The organism is Streptomyces sp. NPDC005263 (assembly GCF_042872365.1).
In the GTDB taxonomy this organism is placed as follows: Bacteria; Actinomycetota; Actinomycetes; order Streptomycetales; family Streptomycetaceae; genus Streptomyces.
Map to the genome: position 1 here is coordinate 265,797 of NZ_JBIAKJ010000001.1, position 25,593 is coordinate 291,389.

Genomic DNA, 25,593 nt, shown 5'->3' on the forward strand with positions numbered 1-25,593 from the left:
CTTTCCAGAGCTGGACGGTCAGACGGTGGGGTGCTGCGGGCGCTGCCCCCAGGCCTGGAAGAGCAAGGGGTGAACGACCACGGTGCCCGGTGACTCCAGGTGGTGCCGCAAGTCGGTGACGCATCCGTCGAGTTCGTCGGCGGTGATCAGTCCGCGGTTCACCAGGGAGTCCCGGCAGAGCTCCGCCCGGTCCACCAGCAGGGTCTGGTAGGGGTGGTCGGGCTGGAACACCCGTGCGGAGGCATCCACGTGTACGTCCACCAGTCCGGCCTCCCGCAGCAGGCGCGGCAGTCGGCGGCCGAGACGGACGTCCATCCCGTTGAGCCGCCACAGTTCGGCGATCACCTCGACCAGCCGGTCCCATGCCGGGTGCGGCGGGTCGCACAGCCGAGTGACCCAGTCCACGTCCTGGACGACGAGGGTGCCACCCGGCCGGGTCAGCGCGACCATTTCCCGCAGGACGGCATCCGAGTGGGGAACGTTCATCAGCACCAGTCGGGTGTGGACGAAGTCGAAGCTGCCCGGGCTCTCGCCGCTCTCCGCGGCGTCACCGTGCACCAGACGCACCTGTCCCAGGCCGCGGTGGTCGATCTCCAGCCCGGCGCGTTGCAGCATCTCGGCCTGTACGTCCAACCCGACCACCTCGCCGCCGGGTCCGACGCGTTCGGCCAGCAGGTCCAGAATGCCCAGCGGACCGCAGCCGACATCGAGAGCCCGGGCGCCGGGGCCGGGACCACACCGGGCCAGCAGCCGCTCGGCCTCCGGGCGGAACAACTCGCCCTGGAACAGCATCCGGTCCAGCTCGCTGGAGGCGGCGCCCATCAGGTACTGGTCTGCCACGGTCACGGGGTGGCTCCTTGGAGAGAGGGAGGCGGGGAAGGGGCGGGGGACGCGGGGGCCGGCAGCGAACGCAGCCGGGTCCGCAGCCGTCGCAGGGTGTCGTGCACCTGCGGCAGATCGGACGGCGTCCACAGGTCGGGGGCGTCGGACCAGTGACGGCGCAGCGCCGCCAGTGCGGGCGCCTCCAGCCGGACGGTTCCGTCCGAGCCGACCGCCGTCCCGTCGAGTCGGCCGCGGTCGGTGTTCCACTGGATGGCCTCGCGGTGTGACAGACCGGCAGGGAGCCGCAGTTCGACGCGGCGATGGCCCACTGTCACGGGATATCCGCCCGGCAGTCCGGCCGGCCCCGGCAGGTGGCCGTGGTACTCCGGCCCGGCACCCACCAGCGCGGCGAGCGGAGCGGCGCCCGCCACCGCGCCCACCTCGTTCAGCTGGGCACGGCCGCGGTGACGGACCGCTTCGAGTTGAGCGGCCACATCGGTGGCCGTGCCGTCCAGCCAGCCCCGCGCCTCCTGCGCCGCCGAGGGGGGCGTGTGCAGGTGGGCGTGGTGGGCAAGCAGGTGCAGTCGCCGTGGGTCGTCCACGTCGAGCCGCGTGCACAACGCGGCGGCCAGCGTGGCGACATTGCCCAGCCCGCACATCACCGGGGCGCCGAGGGCCGCGAGCACGGGGTTCACGGCGTCGGGGAAACACGCGTTGACGAGTACGGTGTCGGGCGCGGCCCGCTCGCAGGCGCGGGCGTAGCGCACCGCGTGCGCGGCTTGCAGGGGCAGCGTCAGGCCGAATCCCGCGTCTGCCAGCAGAGCGGTCCAGGCCGACGGGTCGGTGGTGCGCTCGGCGGGACTGTGTTCCGAGGTGCAGACCACCAGCGCGGTCGGCCGGACACGGTGCAGCAGTCGCTCGATCCCGTCCGCCTGACGGGGATCGGCGTGGTGGGCCTCGCAGGTGGTGGGCGCGCCTCCCAGTGCCGCGTGGTCGCGTGCCAGTTCCCCGAGGTCCTGGGCGCGTCGCCCGTCGGAGCTGAGGACATGCAGGGCGAGTGGCTCTGGGTGCCGGGCCAGCGCGCGCACCAGCGCTCCGGCGAAGGCGCCGGTGCCCGCCACCGCGATGCTCGGCGCGCTCACCGGCTCTCTCCCAGGAGGGCGTCGATGTCCAGCAGGCGCGGTTCGGGCAGGCCCGGGCAGCGGGCGCTGAGGTCCAGCCGGGGCGGACGCCGCGCATCCGTGAAGTAGGTGGGCACCAGTCGCTGCCCGCCCGGCCCCGGAACCCAGCACAGCAGCGGATTGGCCACCAACAGGTCGCGCACGCGTGGGGTGTCCCGGCGGATGTAGAGGCGTATCTGCTTGTGGGCGAAGTGATTGGGGGGCGGCACGACCCTGGGGGCGAACTTGCGCTTCCACTGGAAGATGCCCTTGCTCATAAAAGCCTCGGTGCCGAAGAAGTCCACGTGCGGCACCCGGTGTTCGCGGGCCCATCGCAGCAGCAGGTGGTAGACCGCCTTGAACGCCCCGTCCGCGTAGTGCTGTTCGTCGCCGTCCAGCACACCCAGCAACCGGGTCGTCAGTGTCCGGCCATCCGCGGACCAGTGGCACAGCACGCCGGCCACCCGCCGGTTGCCGCTGGTGACGAACAGCAGTGTGCCGTGCGGAAGGATGGCGTGCCTTGCCACCTCCGCGCTCTCGCTGCGGCTGCGGTCGCCGTGCCGTCGCCACATGGTGGGTCGGTGCATGCGCCAGTAGAAGAAGTCCAGCGCCGCGGAGGACGAGTCCTCCTCCAGCCGCCACTCGTGCCGACGCTGGTTGCGGTTGAACTCCCACCGTTCGCGGCGGGAGATCTGCCGCTGCAACTCGTCCGCCGTGTCGGGTACATCGACCACCAGGTGCACGCGGAAGGGGGCGGTGACGGCCCCGCCCGCGGGCAGTCGTCCGATCCGGCTGCTGTCCGCGCCCACCACCACGAGATCGGCCTGCGGAAACCGGCCGGCTGCCAGCTGCTGCCAGCCGCCCCGTTCCCTCCTGCGCTCCACGACGGGTACGCCGAGCTGGGCCCGCTGGTGTTCCATGAGTTGCAGGATGTTGGCCTCTCCCTGCGGAAGGCCGAGATAGGCGATGACGGGTTCTCCCGGCGGGCCGTGTGAGATCGTCGCGTTCACCGTGCGGGAAGCGGTGTCGCACACTCGGCGGGCGGTACGCCATCCGACGTGCGGGCTGTTGTTCCAGGTGTAGGCCAGCCTGGAGCGGACCGCCGAGGCGGCGCGGTGGTTGTCCGTCGGTGCCGAGTCGGTCGTAGCGGCGTGCAGTTCGGGTGAGAAGAGGGCTGTCACGGGTGTCTTCCTTCTGGGAAAGAAGCGGGTGCCGGTGTCAGGCGGCTGCCCTCCGCACCAGGGCACGCAGGTCGTCGACCGAGTCGACGGGCGTGAGGTGGTCGAACGACGCGGGACGGAAGTCTCCGGTGTGGTACGAACCGGAGGCATGCACCAGAACCTCGGAATGCGTGAGCAGGCCACGGTCGATGGCGTTGAGCACGCCGGTGAGAGCCATCACCAACGACCATTCCCGCAGTCGTCGCGGGTCGGCGGGCAGCTCCACCTCGTGCGGCGCGAGCAGTTCACGGATCGCGGGGTAGCGCTCGAGGCACTCCGCCAGTGAGACGACGATGCCACCGCCGCCCTGACGGCGGATGATCTCGTTCATCCGCGGCGAGGTGGCCGGTGTACGGGTGTAGAAGGTCGGGTCGAGCTGTTCGTCCGGAGCGTAGGCGGCGAACGGGAAACGCGGGTCCTCGTCCTGGACCACCAGTCCGCCGCTGTTCCTCCAGCGGGGCCGGTAGTCGAACCGGTCGTGGTACAGGCTGGCCACCATGTCCGGGGTGCCGAGGTGCTGGACGAGGAAGTAGCCGGCGCCTTCCGCGGGCCATTCGCGGCCGGTGTGCCACTGCTGGCCGTGAAAGTGCCCGAGGAGTCCGAACGCGCTGGACACCGAGTGGGCGTGGATGCGGGGACGGTGCGGCAGGCTGTCCCGTTCGAAGAGGGCCCTCACCGCGTCGGCGACCATGTAGTTGGCGAGGTCGAGCGTGTGCCACAACCGGATGCCCGCCGCGGCGAACAGGGCCTCCGCTTCCTCGTCCACCACAGTTCGTGCGAGGTGTTTGACGTGTCCGGGGTCGTCTGCGCGCAGCACCGCGACCGGGTTGGCCCGGCGCACTCCGCCCTCCCGAGTCAGCGGGGAATCCCACAGTTTGGCGGCGGAGACGGACGGCACCACGGAGACGATGCGCAGTTCCTCCTCCGTCGCCAGGCCTGTCTCGTGAGCGCGCAGTACCGCGTCACGGAGCGCGGTGGCCTTGTTGGCGCTGGACGGAGTGACGATCATGATCGCTTCACCGGTGCGCCTGATGTGGGCGACCGCGCGGGCGACGATGATCAGGGAGGCGAAGGTCTTGGTCGTGCGGGTTCGCGGGTTGTGCATCAGGTTGAGCAAGCCGATGCTGACGCCTGTCCGCCGGCCGAGTTCGTGGGCGCTGACCGTGGACGGGGCGAAGAACCGCTCAAGGGCGGGGCTGGGCTCGGGCAGTTCCCAACGAGGGGCGAATCCCGCGCTCGTGGAGGTGGCGGCGGCAGCTGCCAGGATCTCGCGCAGTTCGCGGTCGTAGCGGGCGAGTGACGCGGTGCAGACCGTGCCCTGGGAGGCGGTGGCGTCAGAAAGGTCCGAGGCGTGGGTCGTGGTCGTCATCGGGCGACCCCGTGCAGCAGGTCGCCGCGGGTCAGTTCCGCGACGGGGGCTTCGGCGGGGTCGTGCCCGGTGATGACGGGCTGGTTGTGCTGGTCCACGAAGACGATGTGGGGGCGGATCGCGCGGGCCTCGTCGTCACTCAGCATCTGGTAGCCGATGATGATGACGAGGTCGCCGGGTGAGATCAGCCGGGCCGCGGCGCCGTTGATCCCGATGATGCCGCTGTCTCGTTCACCTTCGATGACGTACGTGGTGAGCCGGTTGCCGTTGTTGATGTCGACGATGTCGACCTGCTGGCCGGGCAGCAGGTCGGCCGCGTCCATCAGTGTGCGGTCGATGGTCACCGAGCCGACGTAGTGCAGGTCCGCCTGAGTGACGGTGGCACGGTGGATCTTGCTGTGCAACATGGTCCGGTACATGGTTGCTCCTGTCGGAGTCGTCAGCCGGCGATCTGGATGCGGCGCAGGTGGCGGTTGCGGTCACTGAAGGCATTGCGCGCGTGCAGCAGGCGCCAGTTGTCCCAGACCAACATGTCGCGCCGGCGGTAGTCGATGGCGACGTGATCGCGCTCGAAGGTCTTGTGCCAGCGGACCTGCAACTCCGCCACCGGGTCGTCCTCGTCGCGGATCAGGTTGTTGCAACTGAACCGCACGATGCGTCCCTTGGCGTGCTCCTCCAGGATCGGGTGCTGCGTGTGCAGGTCGAGGCCGAGCCGCTGCACGCCCTCCGTGGTCTTCCACGCGTAGTCCGTCGTCAGGAAGTGCTGCCGCTCCTGTTCGGACATCGTGTCCACCAGGGGTCGGGTGTCCATGAGGGTGGTCTCTCCGCCGGGCCCGTTCGCCGGTGTGACGCACCACAGGGCGATGTAGTGCGGCGGTGTGATGGCGAAGTCGTAGCCTTCGGAGTGCGGGGTGAGCGGGCGGGTGTTTCCCGCGTGGTAGACGTCGTCCATGCCTGGTTCCGGACGTACGTCTCCCACCACGGCGCCGGTGTAGTTGGGTACGAAGTCACCGAGTCCCCGGCAGAAGCGCACGGGGTCGAACTCCTCGGTCACGTTGCACAGGAGCACGTAGCCGTGCTCGTCCATGAGCTGGTGGAAGGTCCGCAGCAGCAGCTCTTCCTGCAACGGCTGACCGTTGAAGTCGAGCTGCGACAGGATGCTGACGGGGGAATGCGCCATGAACTCCTCCGTACGGGTTGTCGGGTAGGGGTGGTCCGGCGGGTGGCTGTCCTGCCGCCGGCGCCTGCTGTGGTGGCGCCGGACATGACACGGCTCAGGCGTCCCCGGACCGGTGCGCGTGCCGACGGAGGGCATCCGTGACGGGGCGCGCGGGGCCGTCGGGCACACATGGCATCGGTAGCCGGTGGCCCTGTGTCACGTGGTGTCGACGGCAAGGGAACAGTGCCACACGCCCACCGGAGCAGGAAGCCCCGTTTCTCCCCCAACTCGCCTCCCTAACGGCCGAGTTCCGGTCGATCCCCGGACAGGCGTTACCCGGTGTCACGCCGGTTGGAGAGCCTGGTCGCCGCGTGTGAGTTCGTTCGCCGGGCGGGACGGGAGAGCCGCCAATGACGACCGAAACGCTCCTATGTCACTCCCCCTGCGCATGAGGCAGTCAGCGCCCTCTTCATCCCGAATTATCGGTCTCATCCGTTTGCCTCATCGGGCCTCGTTCTGCGTCCGCGCAGGCCCGCGAGCCGAGACCCGCACGTCTTCCGCACGTGTCACCCATGGCTTTCTACTTACGGAGGCGACGGCTCCACCACTGGCCGCACGCGAAGGTCCGGGCATCGCCACCGGTCCGGACGGATGCGGGAACATGTCCGCCGCAGCCACCAGGCCCTCATGGCGGGCATGGACGAACGCCGGCGGGAGAGCCCACCGGGGCTGGAGAGCGCGACCGGCGTACCTGGGGCAGCGTCCTTCCGACTTGGGATAGCGTCCTTCTCACTAAGGCAAAGTGAGAGGGACAGCGTGCAGTTTCAGGTGCGTGGGTGGGGTGCCCGCCAGTGGATCGCGTTCGCAACGATCGGGTTCGGGTCGTTGTTCTTGGTCATCGGGCTGATCATGGCGGGGGTGTCGGCCTCGTTCCTGTCGGATGCGCAGCGCGCCCGGGGCACAGTGGTGGCGCTGGAGTGGCGCGACGACCACAGCAGTGCATCCCGCAAGCATCGTGCGAACAACCAGCCCGTGGCGTACCCGGTTGTGGAGTTCACGCCGGCGGACGGCACGCGGCAGACGTTCCGGAACTCGACGGGTTCCAATCCACCGTCGTACGAGGAGGGCGAACGGGTCGAGGTGCTGTATCGCGCCGATTCCCCCGGGGACGCGCGGATCAACGGGTTCGCCTCGTTGTGGCTGCTGCCGCTGATCTTCAGTGGGATCGGGGTGCTGTTCGCGGGGATCGGCACGACGGTCGCGTTGTGGAGGCGTGGGCGTTCCTGAGCCGCGGGTCCGGGACAGCCGACACCGCCTGTACCGCCAGGTGTGGCGGTCAGCATGGGGCGGCGCTCCGCCAGAGCGACCTCAGCTCTTGACGGCCTCCGCGATCCGCAGGGCGGCCTGGGCGGGTGTGAGGTGCGTGGTGTCGATGACCTCGGCTTCGGCGTGCAGCCAGGTCCGGGCCGCCTTGGCGTAGGGCTCCAGGTAGGCGAGGCGGAAGGAGGAGGGGCCAAGATCCGTGTCCCCCTCGATGCGCCCCCGGAGCGTGTCCTGGTCGGCGTGGAGGACGAAGTGCCGTACCGGGATGGCGTGTTGGGCGAGGCCTGAGCTGATCTCGCGCCAGTACTCCTCGACCAGGACGGTCATCGGCATCACCAGGGTGCCGCCGGTGTAGTCGAGTACGCGGTGAGCGGTCTCGACGACGAGGGGCCGCCACGGCGGCCAGTGCTGGAAGTTGTTCGTCGCCGGCAGCCCGGGCGTGATGTCCATGAGCGTCTCACCGACCTTCTCGGCGTCGAACACCCTTGAATCCGGGAGGAGTTGCTGGACGAGTGCACTGGTCGTCGTCTTGCCGGCGCCATGGGTGCCGTTGAGCCATACGATCATGGGGCCTGACGTTAGCGATGTCCGGTCCGCGGTGGACGCGGTTCATGTCACAGAACCGACACAGGCGAAGGTTCTGCGAGGGCCGTCGAAAAAGCCGAAGAAAAATCCGGCGGGGATGTCGAGAACACGTGTCCGGCTCCGTCCCCGCTTCGAACGCGACCACAATGGGCCGCACGCGCACCGAGGAGAACCACGATGGCCAAGTACCTGCTGCTCAAGCACTACCGCGGCGCCCCGGCTGCGGTCAACGACGTCCCCATGGACCAGTGGACCCAGGAGGAGATCACGGCCCACATCAGGTACATGCAGGACTTCGCGGACCGGCTCGAGAAGACCGGCGAGTTCGTCGACGGCCAGGCGCTCGCCCCCGAGGGGACCTTCGTCCGGTACGACGGCGAGGGCCGCCCGCCGGTCACCGACGGCCCGTTCGCCGAGACCAAGGACCTCATCGCCGGCTGGATGGTGATCGACGTCGACAGCTACGAGCGCGCCGTCGAGCTGGCCGGGGAACTGTCGGCCGCGCCCGGGGCGGGCGGCAAGCCGATCCACGAGTGGCTGGAGCTGCGCCCGTTCCTGTCCGCGCCGCCCACCATCACGGAGTGACCTCCGAAGTGAACGAGGTACTGCTCCGGAGCCTCACACCGGGCGTGCTCGGGATCCTCGTCCGCCGCGGAGCCGACTTCGCGGCGGCCGAGGACGCCGTACAGGACGCGCTGGTCGAGGCGGTCCGCGTCTGGCCGGCCGACCCGCCGCGGGATCCGAAGGGCTGGCTGGTCACCGTGGCCTGGCGCAGGTTCCTCGACGCGACCCGGGCGGACGCCGCCCGCCGTCGGCGTGAGGACCTCGTGGACGAGGAGCCGGCGCCCGGGCCCGCGCCCGCGGTGGACGACACGCTCCAGCTCTACTTCCTGTGCGCCCACCCGTCACTGACGCCGTCGTCCGCGGTCGCGCTCACGCTGCGCGCCGTCGGCGGGCTGACCACCCGCCAGATCGCCCAGGCCTACCTGGTACCCGAGGCGACCATGGCGCAGCGCGTCAGCCGGGCCAAGCGCACCGTCTCCGCCGTACGGTTCGACCGGCCCGGCGACGTCGCCACCGTGTTGCGCGTCCTCTACCTGGTCTTCAACGAGGGCTACTCGGGCGACATCGACCTCGCCGCCGAGGCCATCCGGCTCACCCGGCAGCTCGCGGCCGCGATCGACCACCCCGAGGTGGCGGGGCTGCTCGCCCTCATGCTGCTCCACCACGCCCGGCGCGCCGCCCGGACCGCACCCGACGGCAGCCTGGTGCCGCTCGCCGAGCAGGACCGCGGCCGCTGGGACACCCGGGCGATCGCCGAGGGCGTCGAGATCCTGCAGGCGGCCCTCGCCCGCGACCAGTTGGGCGAGTTCCAGGCGCAGGCCGCCATCGCGGCACTCCACGCGGACGCGCCCACCACCGAGGAGACCGACTGGGTGCAGATCGTCGAGTGGTACGACGAACTCGCCCGCCTGACCGACAGCCCCGTCGTCCGCCTCAACCGCGCGGTGGCCGTCGGCGAGGCCGACGGACCACGCGCCGGCCTGCGGGCGCTCGCGGCGCTGGACGAGTCACTGCCGCGCCACGCCGCGGTGGCGGCCTAACTGCACGAGCGCGACGGCGACCTGGCCACGGCGGCTCGCCTGTACGCCGAGGCGGCCCAGAAGGCACCCAACCTCGCCGAGCGCGACCACCTGACGCGCCAGGCCGCCCGGCTCAACGCCAAGCGGTCTCGCTGACGCGCCACGCTCGGGTTTCTCCCGCACAGGGAACGAGACGGTGCCACGCGATCTGCTCCGGAGGTCCGGCCCGACACGGAGTTCATGTTGCGGACGTCGGGTCGTTCGGACCTGCTGCCGGGGAATACCGAGACCTTGCGGCCGGGCCGGCGGTAGAGTCCGCACGTGCGTTGATCTCCCGGGCGGCGGCCGAGCGCCGTCGCAGACGGTACGGGTGGCCCCGACCCAGGTGGGGCCACCGGTCGCAAGGTCGGCATACCCGTCCGCACGCCGCCGGAGATCACGTGATGACTGCTCAGCAACCCCTCGGCTACGACGCGTTCGTCGAACTCGCCGCCGCTGACCCAGCTGTCCTCGGCCTCGTCCTCAAGGGTTCCCGGGCCCACGAGGGCATGACCACCGAGTACTCCGACCATGACCTGTACGCCGTCCTCGCCGATGGCGCGACGACGGACCTCACCCGGTTCACGGGGCACCGCGCCCCGGATCTCGACCTCGTCGTTCTCTCCCTCGAGGAGTTCCGCGGCGCCGGAGGTTTCGAGCGGTACGCCCTCGCCCATGCCCGCGTCGTGCTCGACCGGCTCGACGGAGGCATCGCCTGGATCCTGGCGGGCATGGCACGGCTCGACGCCGCGGAGGCCTTCCGGGAGGCCGGCGGGTGGCTCGATGCCTACGCCAACTCCCTCTACCGCTCGGTCAAGAACGACCGCGACGGGCATGCGCTCGCGGCCCGGCTGGACGCCGCCGACAGCCTCCGGTTCCTGCTGGAGCTGCTTTTCGCTCTCGACCGTCGCCCCCGCCCTTACAACAAGTATCTGCGGTGGGAGCTTGACCGTCGCCCGCTGCCCGGCTGGGACACCGGCCTGCTGCTCGACGCCGTGGACCGCATCTCGACGAAGGGCGATGTATGGGCGCAGCGTCGGCTGTTCGCCCAGGTCGAGGCGGTGACACGCCGGGCCGGTCACGGCGCGGTGCTGGACGCGTGGGGTGCGGACTTGGACCTGATGCGACCGCGGTAGGACCGCGCGTCGCGTGCTCGCGCGAGCACGCGCTGGGGACGAGCCGACCACGCACCGCGACAGGTGTCCCGCGGTAGCGCCGCCGTGTTCGGTCCGGTGGTGCCGGTCAGCGCTTGCGCGTGAGGGCGAACCGGCCAAGGCTGGGTGTGAGGGGTGTACCGGTCGGCCCGTCATGCCGCCCGTTCGGCCCCAGCCACCACTCGTTCCCGGGTGTCACCTTCCTCTCAGGGACGACGAGGAGGTGCAGTCCCATGCGCGAGGCCACGCGAACGACGCAGAGGTGGTGGCGGTGGCGGAGCAATCCGCTGCGTCGGCGCGCGGACATCGTCGAAGCCTGGATCGTCCTGGTCGTCTGGACGGTCATCGCGGCGGGCGGCATCCTCGCCGGCCTGGTGGCGGGGCACGCGGCGGAGGAGTCCTTCGCCCAACTGCGGCGCGAGCGCCACGCGGTCGCGGCCGTCCTCGTGAAGAGCAGGGCCGAACCGGTACCGACGGGGGAGGCCGGCGCATCCGAGCGTGTCCGGGCGAAAGTCCGCTGGACGGCGTCGGACGGCTCCCCCCGTACCGGCTGGACGCTGGTGGGTTCCGGGCACAAGCCCGGATCAGGGGTCGTGATCTGGACGGACAGCCGGGGTCAGCTGGCCGCGAAGCCGCCGACCACGGGTGCGGCGGCCGCCGAGGCGGCCCTGCTCGGCACGGGGGCCGCACTCACCTTCGGAGGGCTGACGTTCGCTGCCGGACGCTTCGCGCGGTGGCGGCTCGACCAGGGGCGTTACGAGGAATGGAGCCGTGAGTGGGCCCAGGTGGGACCGCAGTGGGGGCGCAAGGCCAGATGATGCGGGCACGGTCGCCGGTTGCGCAGGACGACATCCGCGAAGGAGCTGATGACCATGACGACTCCGGTGGGAGTCCCGAACCGGCCGGTCCGGGTGTACGCGCGTATCGACTCGCCGCTGTCCCGATGGCTGTGGCTCGTGAAGTGGCTTCTCGCGATTCCGCACTATGTGGTGCTGTTCTTCCTCTGGATCGCCTTCACCGTGGTGACCGTGATCGCGTTCTTCGCCATCCTGTTCACCGAGCGCTATCCCCGCGCCCTGTTCGACTTCAACCTGGGTGTTCTGCGCTGGAGTTGGCGGGTCGCCTACTACTCGTACGACGCCCTGGGAACCGACCGTTACCCGCCGTTCAGCCTGGGCGAGGAACCGGACTACCCGGCACGGCTGGACATCGCCTACCCGGAGCGCCTGTCCCGCGGGCTGGTGCTGGTGAAGTGGTGGCTGCTGGCCATCCCGCAGTACATGGTCATCGGTTTCTTCCTCGGCGGCGCCCACCTCGGCTGGTGGTCCGGCGGGCTGATCACCCTGCTGACGGTCATCGCGGCCGTGATCCTGGCGTTCACCGAGAAGTATCCGAAGGACCTGTTCGACTTCATCATCGGCCTCGACCGGTGGGTCCTGCGAGTGTGCGCCTACGCCACTCTGATGACCGATGCCTACCCACCGTTCCGACTCGACCAGGGCGGCTCGGAGCCCGCGTGAAGTGCGGCGGCTTCCCGTCATCCGGTGCCGGTGGGGAGCCGTACGGCGAAGGTGGTCGATCCCGGGCGGCTCGCGAGGGTGACGTTTCCGCCGTGGGCCTCCGCCACCGCTGCCACGATCGACAGTCCGAGGCCGGTGCCGGTGCCGCCGCCCGCGTCCTCGGTGCGGCGGCGGTCCGCGCGTGTGAAGCGTTCGAAGACCTTGGGCCGCACGTCCGGGGCGACGCCCGGCCCGTCGTCGTGGATCTTCAGCACGGCCGTGTCGTCCTCGGTCTCGAGCGAGATGGTCACCGTGCTGCCGAGTGGTGTGTGCAGGCGTGCGTTGGCCAGGAGGTTGGCCAGCACCTGCTGGAGCCGGTGGGCGTCGCCCGGCACCGTCACCGGCTCCTCGGACAGTTCCAGCGTCCAGCGGTGTCCGGGGCCCGCGGCCTGCGCGTCGGTCACCGCGTCCAGGACCAGGCGGGTCAGGTCGACGGGAAGGCGCTCCAGGGGGCGGCCCGCGTCGAGGCGGGCGAGGAGCAGCAGGTCGTCGACCATCTCGCCCATGCGGGCCGCCTCGGCCTCGATCCGCTCCAGCGCCCGCACCACCTTCGCCGGCACCGGGCCGGGGTGCAGCAGCGCCAGTTCCGCGTGACCGCGCACCGATGCCACGGGCGTACGCAGCTCGTGACTGGCGTCGGCGGCGAAGCTGCGCAGCCGTTCCTCGCTCGCGTGCCGTTTGGTGAGTGCGTCCTCGACGTGGCCGAGCATCGCGTTGAAGGCGCCGGCGACGCGTCCGACCTCGCTGCGGGGGTCGCTCTCGGGCGCGCGTGGGGCGGGCGCCACCTCGCCGCTGGAGAGCGGTAGTTCACTGACCCGGGTGGCGGTCGCGGCCACTCTGCTGAGCGGCCGCAGCGACCAGCGCACCCACAGCGCTCCCGCGACGCCGGCCACGGCGAGCGCCGCGCCGAAGACGACCGCGGCGACGAGTTCCAGCCGGTGGACGGTGGCCTCCACGGGCTCCATGGGCAGCCCGGTGATCAGGACGTCACCGTCCTGCCCGTGGGCCGCCATCACCCGGTACTCGCCCAGGGAGGAGAGACGGGTCGTGTGCCCCTTGCCGTCGGCCGGCAGCCCCGCGAGTCTTCTGGTGTCCTCGGCGCCGAGCGAGACGGGCACGGTGCCGGTGCCGCTGCCGGACGCGACCACCGCGGAGTTGGTGACGGTGTCGCCGACCAGTCGTGCGCCGAAGGTGCCGACGGTCTGACGGCGGGTGTCCCCGTCGCCCCCTTCGTCGCCGTCATGGTCCGGCGGCCGGTTCCCGCCGTGCTCCAGGCTGGCCGGGAACCGTGCGCCCGTCTCGCGCAGCTGCTGGTCGAGCCGGCCGGTGAGGAAGCCGTTCAGCTCCACCACCGCCGCCACCCCGACGGCCGCGCAGCTGACCGCGAGCAGCACGACGAGCCCGGCGGTCAGTCGTGCCCGCAGCGTGTGCGGCCAGGGGAGGCGTTTCGGCCACCGGCTCGCCCCGGGCCGGACCGGGTCGCGCGCGGGTCGCTGCCGCGGCCCCGCCCTCACCGGGCCACCGGCTTGAGCACGTAACCGGCGCCGCGCACTGTGTGGATCATCGGCGGGCGGCCCGCATCCACCTTCTTGCGCAGGTAGGAGATGTACAGCTCGACGACATGGGCCTGCCCGCCGAAGTCGTAGGACCATACGCGGTCGAGGATCTGTGCCTTGCTGAGCACGCGTCGCGGGTTGCGCATGAGCAGGCGCAGCAGTTCGAACTCCGTCGGGGACAGCTCGATGAGTTCGCCGGCGCGGGTGACCTCACGGGCCTCCTCGTCCATGACGAGGTCGCCGACGGTCAGCCGCGACCCGTCCTCCCCGTCTCCGGGCTGCCGGGCCATGCCGGCACGGCGCAGCAGCCCGCGCAGGCGGGCCACGACCTCCTCCAGGCTGAACGGTTTGGTCACGTAGTCGTCGCCGCCCGCCGTGATGCCCGCGATGCGGTCCTCGACGGCGTCCCGTGCGGTCAGGAAGAGCACGCACACGTCGGGGCGCACCGCGTGCAGCGAGCGCAGCACGGCGAAGCCGTCGGTGTCCGGGAGCATGACGTCGAGGACGACCGCGTCGGGCAGCAGCGCGCGTGCCTCGGCGAGGGCGGAGACGCCGTCTCCGGCCGTGCGTACCTCCCAGCCCTCGTAGCGCAGGGCACCGGAGAGGACCTCCGCGAGGTCGGGGTCGTCGTCGACGACGAGGACCCGGAGCGGGGTGCCGTCGGTCCGGGTCAGAGCGGGGCGGCCGGAGCCGCGGTGGCGGGGAGTGTTCATCTCAGGTACCAGGATGCGGTCTCGCCGCGTCCCGGGCCGCTTCGCCGACCTCTGAGTTCGCTGTGAGTCCGCCACACCGTCCGTCGGCTCCGACTGGCCCGGCGGCCCTTCTGACCTGCGGCGCGGCCCACGCAGCCGACTGCGCGCTGAGAGCGGGCTCAGAAGTTGCGTCGGCACAGTGTCCTCCCGGACGGCCACAGGGACGTACGGACAGCCGAAGGGACATACGGATGACGACGGCGTACGCGCGACAAAGGGTCGCCCCGGCGCCTCCCGCGCCACGGCACTCCCCCGCCGGCCCGGTACTCGCCGCCCTGTGGGGCGGCGCCGCCGCCATGATCGCCATGTGGTGGTACGACACGGGGTCGGTCGTGGGCACCGCGGGGTGGCTGACGGGGGCCGGGCGGATCGCGGGTCTGCTGTGCGGGTACGCCTGCGCCGTCCTCGTCGGTCTGATGGCCCGCGTCCCGATCCTGGAGCGGCGGATCGGGTCGGACCGGGTGGCGCGCTGGCACGCGAGGGCGGGCCGCTACACGATCTGCCTGCTGGTGGCCCACGTGGTACTCATCCTGCTCGGGTACGCCGCCCAGGACAGCGCCTCGGTCCTGCACGAGACGCTCACCGTGGTCCTGGACTACCCGGAGATGCTCAAGGGCACCGCGGGCGCCGTCATCCTGTTCGCGGTCGGGCTGGTCTCGGCCCGCGCGGTGCGACGCCGGGTCGGTCACGAGTTCTGGTACTACGTGCACCTGCTCACGTACGCCGCGGTCTTCCTCTCCTTCGGCCACCAGCTCGCCCTGGGGTCCGACTTCACCGGCGACCGGGCCGCTCAGGCCGCCTGGTACGCGCTGTACCTGGGCGTCGCGGCCCTGGTGGTGTGGTTCAGGATCCTCGCCCCGGTACGGCTGAACCTGCGTCACCGGCTGCGGGTCGACTCCGTGCACCGGGAGGCGCCGGGCGTGTACTCCGTCGTCGTTCGTGGTCGACGGCTGCACGAGATGGACGCGCGGCCGGGGCAATTCCTGCGCTGGCGGTTCCTCACCGAGGGCATGCGCTGGACCTCCACGCCGTACTCCCTGTCGGCGCCGCCGCGTCCGGAGCTGCTGCGCATCACCGTCAAGGCGCTCGGCGACCACAGTGCCGCCGTCGGCCTGCTGCGGCCGGGCACCCGGGTGTGGGCGGAGGGCCCCTACGGGGCGCTGACCGCGGACCGGCAGAGCTCGCACAAATCCCTGCTGATCGCGGGCGGGGTCGGCGTCACCCCGCTGCGCGCCCTGTTCGAGACACTGCCCGGCGACGTCACCTTCCTGTACCGCGCCCGCACGGCCGAGGACCTCGCGCTGGGCGCCGAGCTGGAGGCCGTCGCCCGGTGGCGCGGGGCGAAGGTGCTCTACGCGCTCAACGGTCCGCACGGCCGGCGCCCGGACCTCACGGCCCGCTCCCTGCGCGCGGCCGTGCCCGACCTGGACGCCCACGACGTGTACCTGTGCGGCCCGCACGGGTTCGCGCAGGACCTGTACGAGGAGCTGCGCACCGCCGGGGTCCCGGAGCGTCGTATCCACCACGAGTCCTTCGAGCTGTGAGGCCGTCTTGCACACATTGAGGAAGAACCGTCCGCTGCGGCGCGTCGTGCTGGCGAGTGCCGCCACCGTCTCCGGGATGGTGCTGTTGCTGTCGCTGAAGCCGCACACGACACCGTCCGTCGCCGGGCTGGCAGCGTCTCCGGCACCGTCCAGCAGTAGTTCGAGCTCCCCGGGGGAGACGGCCGGGTCGGGTGGATCGAGCGGCTCGGCCACGGGCACCCGGACCGTCACCGGGGACTCGGTCCAGACCCGGTACGGCCCCGTCCAGGTCCGCGTCACCCTGAAGAACGGGAAGATCACCGACGTCACCGCGGTGACCTACCCGCAGGAGAACCCGAGGGACCAGCAGATCAACGCGTACGCCGTCCCGCAGCTGACCAGAGAGGCGCTCACCGCCCAGAGCGCCGACATCGACACGGTCTCCGGTGCGACGTACACCAGCGAGGGCTATCAGGCGTCACTCCAGTCGGCCCTGGACGCCGCGGGCCGCTCGTGATCAGTGCGCCTAGCGCCTCCGCGCCGGCACTCGCCACACCAGCGTGGTGCCGCCGCCCTCGGGTTCGCCGAGCTCCAGTCGGCCCCCCAGTTGCTCGGCGCGCTCGGCCAGGTTGTTCAGGCCGCTGCGGCGGCCGTCCGCCGGGATGCCGACGCCGTTGTCGGTGACCGCCAGCCGTACCTCCCGTCCGTCGGTGGTCAGGACCACCTCGGCCCGGGCGGCACGGGCGTGCCGGGCGACGTTGGTCAGTGCCTCGAACAGGACCGCCACCAGGTGGTCGGCGACCTCCTTCGGCACGTCGGTGTCCAGCAGGCCCTCCATCCGCACGCTGGGGGCGAAGCCCAGGACCGGCGTCGCCTCCCCGACGACCCGTACCGTGCGGGCCCGCAGCCCGGCCTCCCCGGCGCCCTCGCGGGCACGCAGGCCGAAGATCGTCGTTCTGATGATCTTGATGGTCTCGTCCAGGTCGTCCACCGCCCGGGCCACGCGTTCGGCGGCCTCCGGGTGCTCGATGAAGCGGCCCGCGCTCTGCAGGGTCATACCGGTGGCGAACAGCCGCTGGATCGCCAGGTCGTGCAGGTCGCGGGCGATCCTGTCGCGGTCCTTGAGCACGGCGACCTGCTCGGCGTCCTGGCGGCGTTCCGCCAGCTCCATCGCGACGGCGGCCTGCGCGGCGAAGGCCTGCAAGGTCTCCGTCTCCGTCAGCGAGAACGCCTCCCGGCCCGCTTCCCGCGCCAGCAGGACCACACCTCGGGCACCCACCTCGCCCGTGCCGATGGGCACCGCCACGGCGGGACCGAGGCCCCCGAAGCGCGGCGGCTCCAGGGAGATCCGTTCGTCGTGGCCGACGTCCTCGCTGGTGACCGGTGCGGCGCCGGCGAAGGCGAGCCCCATGAGGCTCCTGTCCAGGGGCAGGACGAGCCCCCGGTGCGCCTCCGCGTCCATGCCGACGGCGATCTCCACGGCGAGCGACCCGGTGTCCTCCATGGGCAGCGCGACCGCCGCCAGCGCCGACCCGGTGATCTCGATGGCCCGTTCGGCGATCAAGCCGAGGACCTCGGTGCGCGCCCGGCCGGACATCAGGCTGTGGGTGATCTCCGCGTTGGCTCTCAGCCAGCGCTCACGCAGCCGGGACTCCTCGTACAGGCGGGCGTTGTCGATCGCGACGCCGGCCGCGACGGCCAGGGTCGCCAGCACCGACTCGTCCTCCTCGTCGAACTGCAGCCCGCCCCGCTTCTCGGTCAGGTACAGGTTGCCGAAGACCTGGTCGCGCACCCGGATGGGGACGCCGAGGAAGGTGTTCATCGGCGGGTGGTGGGACGGAAAGCCGTACGAGGAGGGGTGTTCGGAGATCTTCGCCAGCCTCAGGGGCTCGGGGTGGCTGATCAGTTCTCCGAGGATGCCGTGCCCCTCCGGGAAGGGGCCGATCCGGTCGATCTGTTCCTGGCTGACTCCGATGGTGTGGAAGGCGGACAGCCGCTTGCCGTCCGGTCCGATCACGCCCAGGGCCGCGTACTCGGCGTCCACCAGGGTGGCCGCGGCCTCCACGATGCTGTACAGCGCCTGCTCCAGGTTCAGGTCCCGGCCGACCGAGAGCACCGCCTCCAGCAGGCTGTGCACCCGGTCCCGGGTGCCGCGGGCCGTGTCCAGCCGGGCCTGCAGCTCCTCCAGCAGTTCGTCCAGCCGCAGCTGAGGCAGCCGTACGCGGGCATCCTCCAGGCTTCCCACCTGCGCTCCTCCAGGTCCCCTGACGCGCGGACGGCACCGGTCCGGTCAATTGCCACGGTAATGGCCCGCGGCTGGGGGTGGTAGCGGAGCGGGCCGAGTGCGCGTGCGTCGTCGATCACGGCCTCTTCGCGGTCACCTCGGCGGCCGGAGGTTCAGGAGGGACAGGAGGGAGGTGCACGCCGTCCGGGGCGCGTCCGCCGAAGAGTTCGTGCCCGGTGACCAACTCCGGATCGATACGCACGAAGACGTCCTGCGGCGCCGGCGCCCAGGAACGCGGGCCGGTCCTCAGCAGCTGTGCGTGCTCGGCCGGGTCGGTCACCAGGGTGGCCGACCCGGTGACCACGACGCTCCAGCCACAGTGGGCGGTGGTGTCGACCTCGTCGGCCTCGAAGGCGACCACGGCGCCGTCGACCGCGCTCACCAGTTGTGAGGAGGCCGAGGTGCGCACCAGGATCGCGCCGTCCCGGTCCAGGCAGAAGGTGACGGGCAGCACGGCCGGCAGCGCCTGCCGCGTGTACACGATGCGCCCCACGGGCGCCTGGACCAGCAGGCGCGCGCACTCCTGCCGGTCGAGTTCGCGGAATCCGTCGTCGGCGTACATCTGCCTTCTCGTCTCTGACCTGACACATCTGACAGCTCGGCGCCGCTCACCTGTTCGTGCTCACGCGGTGAGGAGAACTCAGCCATGGAGCATCGGCGGCCTGCTTCCCCGGGGAGGGCCCGGTTCAGACCGTGATCCGGCGTCCGGTGACGGCATACGGTTCGATGCGCACCCACATGTCGCGTCGGCCCCCCGCCCACGGTGTGCTGTACGCCTGGTGCGCGAGCCGCTGTGCCTCGCCGGGATCCGTCACCAGGCGCGCGTGGCCACGCAGCAGCACGCTCCAGCCCTGGCTGAACACGTCGTCGATGCGGTCGACCTCGAACGCGACCCGGGAGCCGGACGCCAGCGACGGTGTCGCGCCCTGGGCGGTCCGGAAGACGACGCCGCCGTCGACGACGCTGTAGTTGACCGGGACGATCACGGGGCCCTGGTCCGTGCACAGCCCGAGCCTTCCCACCCCGTGGGTCGAGATCAGGTCAGCGCATTCGGTCCTGCTCAGTTCGGTGAACCCGGGAGCACGAGCGGCCTGCCCGGGACCGGGTGGCATCTCGGCATCGCCGCCGGTGAGCGCCGACACCCGGGTCTGCAGAACCGCCGCCAGCGAGAGCAGCGCCCCCCTGCTCGGCGCGGCGCCGGGATGCTGCTCCAAGTGCGCCAGATAGGTGGGGGCCATGCCCGCTCGGGCGGCCGTCTCCTCCCGTGTCAGCCCGAGTTGGACCCGGCGTGCGGCGAGTCGGCGGCCCAGGTCACCCGAGGGCGGGCCCTCCGTCGCGTTCACCGGTGTCTCTTCTGTCATGGCCCGTCACGTCCTCTCGTCAGGCCGCCCGGAGGGCGACTTCCTCGTGCGACGGCTCGCCGAGCACCACCTTGAGGGCGCCGGTGTCGGCGGCCCGGGCGAAGACCTCGTACGCCTCCTCCGCGTGCTCCAGCGGGAAGGTGTGGGTGACCAGTTGCGCGGTGGGCAGCCGGCCGGCGGCCGCCATGCGCAGCAAGATGGGCGTCGAGTGGGTGTCCACCAGACCGGTGGTGATGGTCACGTTCTTGATCCACAGGTCTTCCAGGTGCAGCGTGGCGGGCTTGCCGTGGACACCGATGTTGGCCACGTGGCCGCCGGGCCGCACCACGCGGGTGCACAGCTCGAAGGTCTCCGGCGCGCCGACCGCCTCGATGACCACGTCCGCGCCCAGACCGTCGGTGAGATCGGCGATCAGCTGCTCGGGGTCCTCGCGGGCGTCGGCCACCGCGTCGGCACCGAGCCGCTTGGCGGCCTCCAGCCGGGACGGGGCCAGGTCGACGGCGACGATCCTCTCGGGCGCGAACAGGGCCGCCGTGGCGATCGCCGCGAGGCCGATGGGACCGGCTCCGACGATGGCGACGGTGTCGCCGGGGCGCACCCGCCCGTTGAGGACGCCCACCTCGTAGGAGGTCGGGAAGATGTCGGCCAGCATGACCGCGTCCTTGCTGTCGACCGCGCCGGGCAGTGCGTGCACGGACAGGTCGGCGTGGGGGACGCGGACGTACTCGGCCTGAGTGCCGTCGATCAGGTGGCCGAGGATCCAGCCCCCACCGCCCCGGCACTGGCCGTAGCTGCCCTCACGGCAGTAGCGGCAACGGCCGCAGGCGGTGATGCAGGAGACCAGCACACGATCGCCCGGACGGACGGTCCGGACGTCGTCGCCGACCTCCACGATCTCGCCGACGGCCTCGTGGCCCAGGACGGTGCCCGGCCGTACCTCGGGCACATCGCCCTTGAGGATGTGCAGGTCCGTCCCGCAGATGGTGACGGTGTCGACCCGCACGATGGCGTCGGTCGGCTCCTGGACGGCGGGGTCCGGGACCTCCTCCCAGGCGGACTGCCCGGGGCCGTGGAAGACGAAGCCTTTCATGACGCTCCTCACCATCCTCTGTTCGCGTGCCGGGATCGCCTCATGGGTCCAGCCTGTCCGGTCGTCGTCCGCGCTGCTTGGGCCGTCCGGCCCTTGTGCGGACCTCCCGGCCCCGGTGCCGCCTTGCGAACCGGGCGTCGGGGCCGGTCAGCAGCTGCCGAACACCCCCACACCCCTCCCCCATCTCCTGTCCTCTCCTCTTGTCCCGCCTACGTCCGTGCCAGGGCATCCGCGATGCTCTGCGCCCATGCCTGGATGGCGCCGAAGTCCCGGAAGTCGCCGCCCTTTCCGGAGCGGAGGATCATCTTGGCCATGCGTCCCTTGGCGCCTTCCTCCAGGCACCCGCCGAACGTGACGTGGTCCCGGACGTCCAGGCGGTCCATCGCCCGCCGCACACCTCGCACGGGCGGGATGTCCCGCTCGGAGGCCGAGGGGTCGAGCGGGCCGCTGCTGAAGAACCACACGGGGCGCTTCGCGAGTTCGCCGCTGTGCCGGCGGACGAACCGCCGCGCGTCCTTGTGCCAGCGTCCGGCGTAGAGGCCGCCGCCGACCATGACGGCGTCGTACGGCGACACGCTCGTCACGGACCCGGCCGGCAGCACCTCGACGGTCAGTCCGTCCTTGCGCAGGACATCGGCGACGGCCTCGGCGATGCCCGCCGTGGATCCGTTCGTCGTTCCGTAGGTGACCAACACGGTGTCGGTCATGATGGTCCGCCTCCTCTCACGGTCGGCTCGGCCTGCCGTCGGCCGCGCCGGCTCTCGGCACTTCGATCGTCCTGCGGGCCGGGACGGAGTCCCAGGGGCTGTACGGGGACGGGCGCGGGGCCGATCGGCCCCGCGCGCCGCCGATGGTCCCTGCTTCCCCCCTCCCACCTCCCGGTGGGAGGGCGGCGGCCGGCCCCTTCGGACGCGCGCGGGGAGGTCAGGCGCTCCAGGTCCAGTCCACGACCTCGGGCAGGTCCATGCCGTGCTCGCGGATCCACGCCTGGTGGCGGGTGCGGGCGTCGGCCATCTGCTGGCGCACGGCGGCGGCGCGCACGGCCACGCCTGGGACGCGGTCGATGACGTCCATGACCAGGCGGTAGCGGTCGAGATCGTTGCGGACCACCATGTCGAACGGCGTGGTCGTGGTGCCGGACTCCTTGTAGCCGCGTACGTGCAGGTTCGGGTGGCCGGTGCGGCGGTAGGCGAGGCGGTGGATGAGCCACGGGTAGCCGTGGTAGGCGAAGATCACCGGCTTGTCGGTGGTGAACAGGCCGTCGTACTCGAAGTCGCTCATCCCGTGCGGGTGTTCCTCACGCGGCAGCAGCCGGGTCATGTCGACCACGTTGACCACGCGGACGGCCAGCTCCGGCAGATGGCGGCGCAACAGCTGTGCGGCGGCGAGGACTTCCTGAGTGGGCACGTCTCCGGCGCAGGCGAGGACGACGTCCGGCCCGCCGCCGTTCTCGGTGCCGGCCCACTCCCAGATGCCGGCGCCGCGTGCGCAGTGGGCGCGGGCCTGGTCCATGGACAGCCAGTCGAAGCAGGGCTGCTTGCCTGCCACGATCACGTTGACGTAATCCCGGCTGCGCAGTGCGTGGTCCGCCACCGACAGCAGGGTGTTGGCGTCCGGCGGCAGGTAGACCCGTACCACCTCGGGGCTCTTGTTCAGGACGTGGTCGACGAAGCCGGGGTCCTGGTGGGAGAACCCGTTGTGGTCCTGGCGCCACACATGGGAGGTCAGCAGGTAGTTGAGGGAGGCGATGGGCGCGTGCCAGGTCAACTCCCGTGCGGTCTTGAGCCACTTGATGTGCTGATTGACCATGGAGTCGACGATGTGCACGAACGCCTCGTAGCAGGAGAACAGTCCGTGACGGCCCGTCAGCAGATATCCCTCCAGCCAGCCCTGGCAGGTGTGTTCGGAGAGGATCTCCATCACCCGGCCGTGGTGCTCGAGGTGTTCGTCGCTCACGAGGTGCTGGGCCTGCCAGGCCTTTCCGCTGACGTCGAAGACGGCCTGGAGCCGGTTGGACGCGGTCTCGTCGGGACCGACGAGGCGGAAGTCCCGGCGCCCGCCGGTGTCCCGCATGACCCGGGCGAGGAGGTCACCGAGGACACGGGTGGGTTCGTGCAGGGTGGTTCCGGGCTTGTCGACGGGTACCGCGAAGTCGTCGAGTGACCCGATGGGAAGGTCCCGCACCAGCAGGCCGCCGTTGGCGTGCGGGGTGGCGCCGAGCCGCCTGGCGCCGTCGGGGACGCAGGCGAGAACGTCGGCGACGGGGCGGCCGTCGGCGCCGAAGAGTTCCTGGGGCCGGTACGAGCGCAGCCAGGTCTCCAGCTGTTGCAGATGCTCGGGGTTCTCGCGGACCGCCGCGAGCGGGACCTGGTGGGCGCGCCAGGTGCCCTCGACGGGCACGCCGTCGACTTCGGCGGGGCCCGTCCAGCCCTTCGGGGTGCGCATCACGATCACCGGCCAGTGCACGCGCTCGGTGACGCCGTCCTCGCGGGCGGTCTGTTGCATCGCCGCGATGCGGTCCAGGGCGTCGTCGAACGCCCGGGCCATGGCCCGGTGCACCTCGGCCGGGTCGTCGCCGCTCACATGGATCGGCTCGTGGCCGTAGCCCCGCAGCAGAGAGTCGAGTTCGGCCTCCGGGAGCCGGGAGAGCACCGTCGGATTGGCGATCTTGTAGCCGTTGAGGTGCAGGATCGGCAGCACCGCGCCGTCGTGCACGGGGTCGAGGAACTTGTCGGAGTGCCAGGACGCGGCCAGCGGCCCGGTCTCCGCCTCTCCGTCGCCGATCACACAGGCGACCAGCAGGTCCGGGTTGTCGAAGGCGGCCCCGTAGGCGTGCGCCAGCGAGTAGCCGAGTTCACCGCCCTCGTGGATCGAGCCCGGCGTTTGAGGGGCGACATGGCTCGGCACACCGCCGGGGAAGGAGAACTGCCGGAACAGCAGGGCCATGCCGTCCCCGTCCCTCGGCACGTCCGGGTAGGTCTCGCTGTAGGTGCCCTCCAGCCACGAGTTGGCCAGCACGGCCGGCCCGCCGTGCCCCGGCCCCCAGACACACAGTGCGTCCAGTCCGCGCGCCCTGATCACCCGGTTGAGGTGGGTGTACACGAGGTTGAGGCCGGGCGAGGTGCCCCAGTGACCCAGGAGCCGGGGCTTGATGTGCTCGGCCTTGAGTGGCTCGGTGAGCAGCGGGTTGGACATCAGGTAGATCTGTCCGGCGGCCAAGTAGTTCGCGGCCCGCCAGTGGGCGTCCAGGGTGCGCAGCTCCTCGTCGGAAAGTACCGTGGCGTCCTGGTGTTCGACCGTGGGCATGAGTGACTCCGGATTCATCGGCGTAGGTCTCGGGCTTGGAGGCGGCATGGCCGGCAAGAAGGCGGCGAAGCTGCCGCGCAAGGCGTACGAGCGGGAACTGCTCCGCCTGCAGACGGAGCTGGTGAAGCTGCAGGAGTGGGTGCGGGCGGAGGGCGCCCGGCTGGTCGTCGTCTTCGAGGGAAGGGACGCGGCGGGCAAGGGCGGCACCATCAAACGGGTCGCCGAGCACCTCAACCCGCGCGTGGCACGGATCGCGGCGCTGCCGAAGCCAACCGAGCGCGAGCGCACCCAGTGGTACTTCCAGCGCTACATCGAGCACCTGCCGGCGGCCGGGGAGATCGTGCTGTTCGACCGGTCCTGGTACAACCGGGCCGGGGTCGAGCGGGTGATGGGCTTCTGCACCACGGAGGAGTACCAGCTCTTCCTGCGCCAGTGCCCGATCTTCGAACGCATGCTGGTCGAGGACGGGATCCTGCTGCGCAAGTACTGGTTCTCGGTGAGCGACACCGAGCAGCAGGAACGCTTCCGGCGCCGCATGGAGGACCCGCTGCGGCGCTGGAAGCTGTCCCCGATGGACCTGGAGTCGATCACCCGCTGGGAGGCCTATTCGCGGGCCAAGGACGAGATGCTGGTGCACACCGACATCAGCGAGACGCCGTGGTTCGTGGTCGAGAGCGACGACAAGCGCCGGGCCCGGCTGAACATGATCGCCCATCTGCTGGGCTCCCTGCCGTACAGCGATGCTCCCCCGCCCGTGCTCGAACTGCCGAAGCGGCCGGAGTCGACCGGCTATGTGCGGCCGTCCCGCGATCTGCAGACCTACGTCCCCGATCACGCGGCGAACCTCTGAACAACCGGCCACCCCGCTCACGTCCGCTCGGGGACGACCGCGACCGCGCAGGCGGCGTGGTGCAGGACCGCGTGGGCGACGCGTCCCAGCTGGAGCCCGCGGTGCCCCGGGTCGCGCCGGGCCCCGACCACCAGCAGGTCGGCCTGGTGCGAGGCCCCCAGGAGCACCCCGCGGGCCGGTCCCTCCACCGTCCGCCGGCGCAGCTCCACATCCGCGGGCACGTCCTTCAGTGCCTGTTCCAGGATCTCAGCGGCGTGCTGTTCGTGCAGCCCGGCGGGTTCGCCGGCGAGCAGGGGGTGGTCGGTGGTCTCGTGCGCGGGGCACCGCCAGGCCCGTACCGCGTCCAGGGTCGCGTCGCGGATCCGTGCCTCCTGGACGGCGAAGCGCAGGGCGGCGGAGTCCGCGCCCCGCTCGCCGACGCCGACGACGACCCGGCCGCCCGGCCCGGACCGGACCTGGTTGTCCTGGCTGCCGCGGAGCACGATCACCGGGCAGTCCGCGTGGGCTGCGGCGGTCAGGCTGACCGAGCCCAGCAGCAGCTCGGCGAACCCGCTGCGGCCGCGGCTTCCGAGCACCAGCGCGGCGGCGTCGCGTCCCTCCCGGATCAGGGCGTGCCCGGGTTCCTCGGGCAGCACGTCGGTGACGGCCCGGAGGCCGGGATGGCGCAGGCGGGCCCGCTGTACGGCGGTCCTCACGACGTCCTCGGCCATCACCTGCTCGGACGGCTCGCCGGGGTCTCCCGCGGGCGTGGCACCCTCGTACCGCTCCCAGAGGGAGGCATGGACGAGGCGCAGCGTCGCGCCGCGCAGGACGGCCTCGTCGGCCGCCCAGTCGACGGCCCGCAGGCTCGGCTGGGAGCCGTCCACGCCTACGACCAGGGGCCGTCCGGTCATCGCCG

General features: G+C 71.4%; 24 protein-coding genes and 1 pseudogene. 9 read left to right on the top strand and 16 right to left on the bottom strand.

Annotated features, from left to right (window positions below; translation table 11 throughout):
• Nucleotides 1-18: 18 nt before the first annotated feature.
• Genes ACFYRY_RS01245 through ACFYRY_RS01270 form a run of 6 tightly spaced genes read right to left on the bottom strand, consistent with a single transcriptional unit; the run spans nt 19 to nt 5,751 of the window.
• Nucleotides 19-846, bottom strand: coding sequence for a methyltransferase domain-containing protein (locus ACFYRY_RS01245; protein ID WP_389138794.1), 828 nt, complete (start codon nt 844-846; stop codon nt 19-21).
• Entirely contained in the window at nt 843-1,964 is a 1,122-nt protein-coding gene (locus tag ACFYRY_RS01250) for a hypothetical protein (protein ID WP_389138796.1), read from the bottom strand. Before ACFYRY_RS01250 ends, ACFYRY_RS01245 begins: the two co-directional genes overlap by 4 nt.
• Nucleotides 1,961-3,163, bottom strand: a complete 1,203-nt coding sequence (locus ACFYRY_RS01255) for a hypothetical protein (RefSeq protein WP_389138798.1) — start codon at nt 3,161-3,163, stop codon at nt 1,961-1,963. Before ACFYRY_RS01255 ends, ACFYRY_RS01250 begins: the two co-directional genes overlap by 4 nt.
• 37 nt (nt 3,164-3,200) lie before the next feature.
• A complete protein-coding gene (locus ACFYRY_RS01260) occupies nt 3,201-4,571 on the bottom strand; it encodes a DUF6002 family protein (RefSeq protein WP_389138800.1) in 1,371 nt (456 codons plus the stop codon).
• Nucleotides 4,568-4,990: an aspartate 1-decarboxylase gene (panD, locus tag ACFYRY_RS01265; protein ID WP_389138802.1), complete on the bottom strand. Its 423-nt coding sequence runs from the start codon at nt 4,988-4,990 to the stop codon at nt 4,568-4,570. Before panD ends, ACFYRY_RS01260 begins: the two co-directional genes overlap by 4 nt.
• 20 nt (nt 4,991-5,010) lie before the next feature.
• Nucleotides 5,011-5,751 carry a TauD/TfdA family dioxygenase gene (locus tag ACFYRY_RS01270; protein WP_389138804.1) on the bottom strand — a complete coding sequence of 247 codons (741 nt, stop codon included), beginning with the start codon at nt 5,749-5,751 and terminating at the stop codon, nt 5,011-5,013.
• Nucleotides 5,752-6,546: 795 nt separating this feature from the next.
• On the opposite strand from ACFYRY_RS01270, the gene ACFYRY_RS01275 reads away from it, so the two are divergent.
• Complete coding sequence (locus ACFYRY_RS01275; protein ID WP_389138806.1) at nt 6,547-7,017, top strand: DUF3592 domain-containing protein; 471 nt, start codon at nt 6,547-6,549, stop codon at nt 7,015-7,017.
• 81 nt (nt 7,018-7,098) lie between these two features.
• Here ACFYRY_RS01275 and ACFYRY_RS01280 read toward each other — a convergent pair whose 3' ends face one another.
• Entirely contained in the window at nt 7,099-7,620 is a 522-nt protein-coding gene (locus tag ACFYRY_RS01280; RefSeq protein WP_389138808.1) for an ATP-binding protein, read from the bottom strand.
• 195 nt (nt 7,621-7,815) lie between these two features.
• Here ACFYRY_RS01280 and ACFYRY_RS01285 point away from each other — a divergent pair, with 195 nt between their 5' ends.
• The 5 genes and pseudogenes from ACFYRY_RS01285 to ACFYRY_RS01305 all read left to right on the top strand — a co-directional run bounded on the left by ACFYRY_RS01285 (nt 7,816) and on the right by ACFYRY_RS01305 (nt 11,934).
• On the top strand, nt 7,816-8,223 hold the full coding sequence (locus tag ACFYRY_RS01285; protein WP_389138810.1) for a YciI family protein: 408 nt from the start codon (nt 7,816-7,818) through the stop codon (nt 8,221-8,223).
• Nucleotides 8,224-8,231: 8 nt separating this feature from the next.
• Nucleotides 8,232-9,377 (top strand): annotated as a pseudogene (locus ACFYRY_RS01290) (RNA polymerase sigma factor).
• A 287-nt stretch (nt 9,378-9,664) separates the two neighbouring features.
• A complete protein-coding gene (locus tag ACFYRY_RS01295) occupies nt 9,665-10,396 on the top strand; it encodes a hypothetical protein (protein WP_389138812.1) in 732 nt (243 codons plus the stop codon).
• 251 nt (nt 10,397-10,647) lie between these two features.
• The gene (locus tag ACFYRY_RS01300; protein WP_389138814.1) at nt 10,648-11,232 is read left to right on the top strand and encodes a hypothetical protein; all 585 of its coding nucleotides are present in this window, start codon (nt 10,648-10,650) and stop codon (nt 11,230-11,232) included.
• Between the two features lie 54 nt (nt 11,233-11,286).
• A complete protein-coding gene (locus ACFYRY_RS01305) occupies nt 11,287-11,934 on the top strand; it encodes a DUF4389 domain-containing protein (protein WP_389138816.1) in 648 nt (215 codons plus the stop codon).
• Between the two features lie 17 nt (nt 11,935-11,951).
• Here ACFYRY_RS01305 and ACFYRY_RS01310 read toward each other — a convergent pair whose 3' ends face one another.
• Together ACFYRY_RS01310 and ACFYRY_RS01315 are read right to left on the bottom strand one after the other, a co-directional pair.
• Nucleotides 11,952-13,487, bottom strand: a complete 1,536-nt coding sequence (locus tag ACFYRY_RS01310) for a sensor histidine kinase (protein WP_389138818.1) — start codon at nt 13,485-13,487, stop codon at nt 11,952-11,954.
• Complete coding sequence (locus tag ACFYRY_RS01315) at nt 13,484-14,242, bottom strand: response regulator transcription factor (protein ID WP_389138820.1); 759 nt, start codon at nt 14,240-14,242, stop codon at nt 13,484-13,486. Before ACFYRY_RS01315 ends, ACFYRY_RS01310 begins: the two co-directional genes overlap by 4 nt.
• A 230-nt stretch (nt 14,243-14,472) precedes the next feature.
• On the opposite strand from ACFYRY_RS01315, the gene ACFYRY_RS01320 reads away from it, so the two are divergent.
• Nucleotides 14,473-15,825: a ferric reductase-like transmembrane domain-containing protein gene (locus ACFYRY_RS01320; RefSeq protein WP_389138821.1), complete on the top strand. Its 1,353-nt coding sequence runs from the start codon at nt 14,473-14,475 to the stop codon at nt 15,823-15,825.
• 7 nt (nt 15,826-15,832) lie between these two features.
• Nucleotides 15,833-16,321, top strand: a complete 489-nt coding sequence (locus ACFYRY_RS01325) for an FMN-binding protein (RefSeq protein WP_389138823.1) — start codon at nt 15,833-15,835, stop codon at nt 16,319-16,321.
• 9 nt (nt 16,322-16,330) lie between these two features.
• On the opposite strand, the gene ACFYRY_RS01330 is transcribed toward ACFYRY_RS01325, so the two are convergent.
• From ACFYRY_RS01330 to ACFYRY_RS01355, 6 genes are all read right to left on the bottom strand, one after another.
• Nucleotides 16,331-18,049, bottom strand: coding sequence for a GAF domain-containing protein (locus ACFYRY_RS01330; protein ID WP_389138825.1), 1,719 nt, complete (start codon nt 18,047-18,049; stop codon nt 16,331-16,333).
• Between the two features lie 115 nt (nt 18,050-18,164).
• Complete coding sequence (locus ACFYRY_RS01335; protein WP_389138827.1) at nt 18,165-18,650, bottom strand: pyridoxamine 5'-phosphate oxidase family protein; 486 nt, start codon at nt 18,648-18,650, stop codon at nt 18,165-18,167.
• A gap of 124 nt (nt 18,651-18,774) precedes the next feature.
• Nucleotides 18,775-19,449, bottom strand: a complete 675-nt coding sequence (locus tag ACFYRY_RS01340) for a helix-turn-helix domain-containing protein (protein WP_389138829.1) — start codon at nt 19,447-19,449, stop codon at nt 18,775-18,777.
• 19 nt (nt 19,450-19,468) lie between these two features.
• Nucleotides 19,469-20,539, bottom strand: a complete 1,071-nt coding sequence (locus ACFYRY_RS01345) for a zinc-dependent alcohol dehydrogenase family protein (protein WP_389138831.1) — start codon at nt 20,537-20,539, stop codon at nt 19,469-19,471.
• 209 nt (nt 20,540-20,748) lie between these two features.
• The gene (locus ACFYRY_RS01350) at nt 20,749-21,246 is read right to left on the bottom strand and encodes a flavodoxin domain-containing protein (RefSeq protein ID WP_389138833.1); all 498 of its coding nucleotides are present in this window, start codon (nt 21,244-21,246) and stop codon (nt 20,749-20,751) included.
• A gap of 217 nt (nt 21,247-21,463) precedes the next feature.
• On the bottom strand, nt 21,464-23,845 hold the full coding sequence (locus tag ACFYRY_RS01355; protein ID WP_389138835.1) for a phosphoketolase: 2,382 nt from the start codon (nt 23,843-23,845) through the stop codon (nt 21,464-21,466).
• Nucleotides 23,846-23,891: 46 nt separating this feature from the next.
• Here ACFYRY_RS01355 and ppk2 point away from each other — a divergent pair, with 46 nt between their 5' ends.
• Complete coding sequence (ppk2, locus tag ACFYRY_RS01360; RefSeq protein WP_389141006.1) at nt 23,892-24,695, top strand: polyphosphate kinase 2; 804 nt, start codon at nt 23,892-23,894, stop codon at nt 24,693-24,695.
• 17 nt (nt 24,696-24,712) lie between these two features.
• Here ppk2 and ACFYRY_RS01365 read toward each other — a convergent pair whose 3' ends face one another.
• Nucleotides 24,713-25,588: a universal stress protein gene (locus tag ACFYRY_RS01365; protein WP_389138837.1), complete on the bottom strand. Its 876-nt coding sequence runs from the start codon at nt 25,586-25,588 to the stop codon at nt 24,713-24,715.
• Nucleotides 25,589-25,593 lie beyond the last annotated feature (5 nt).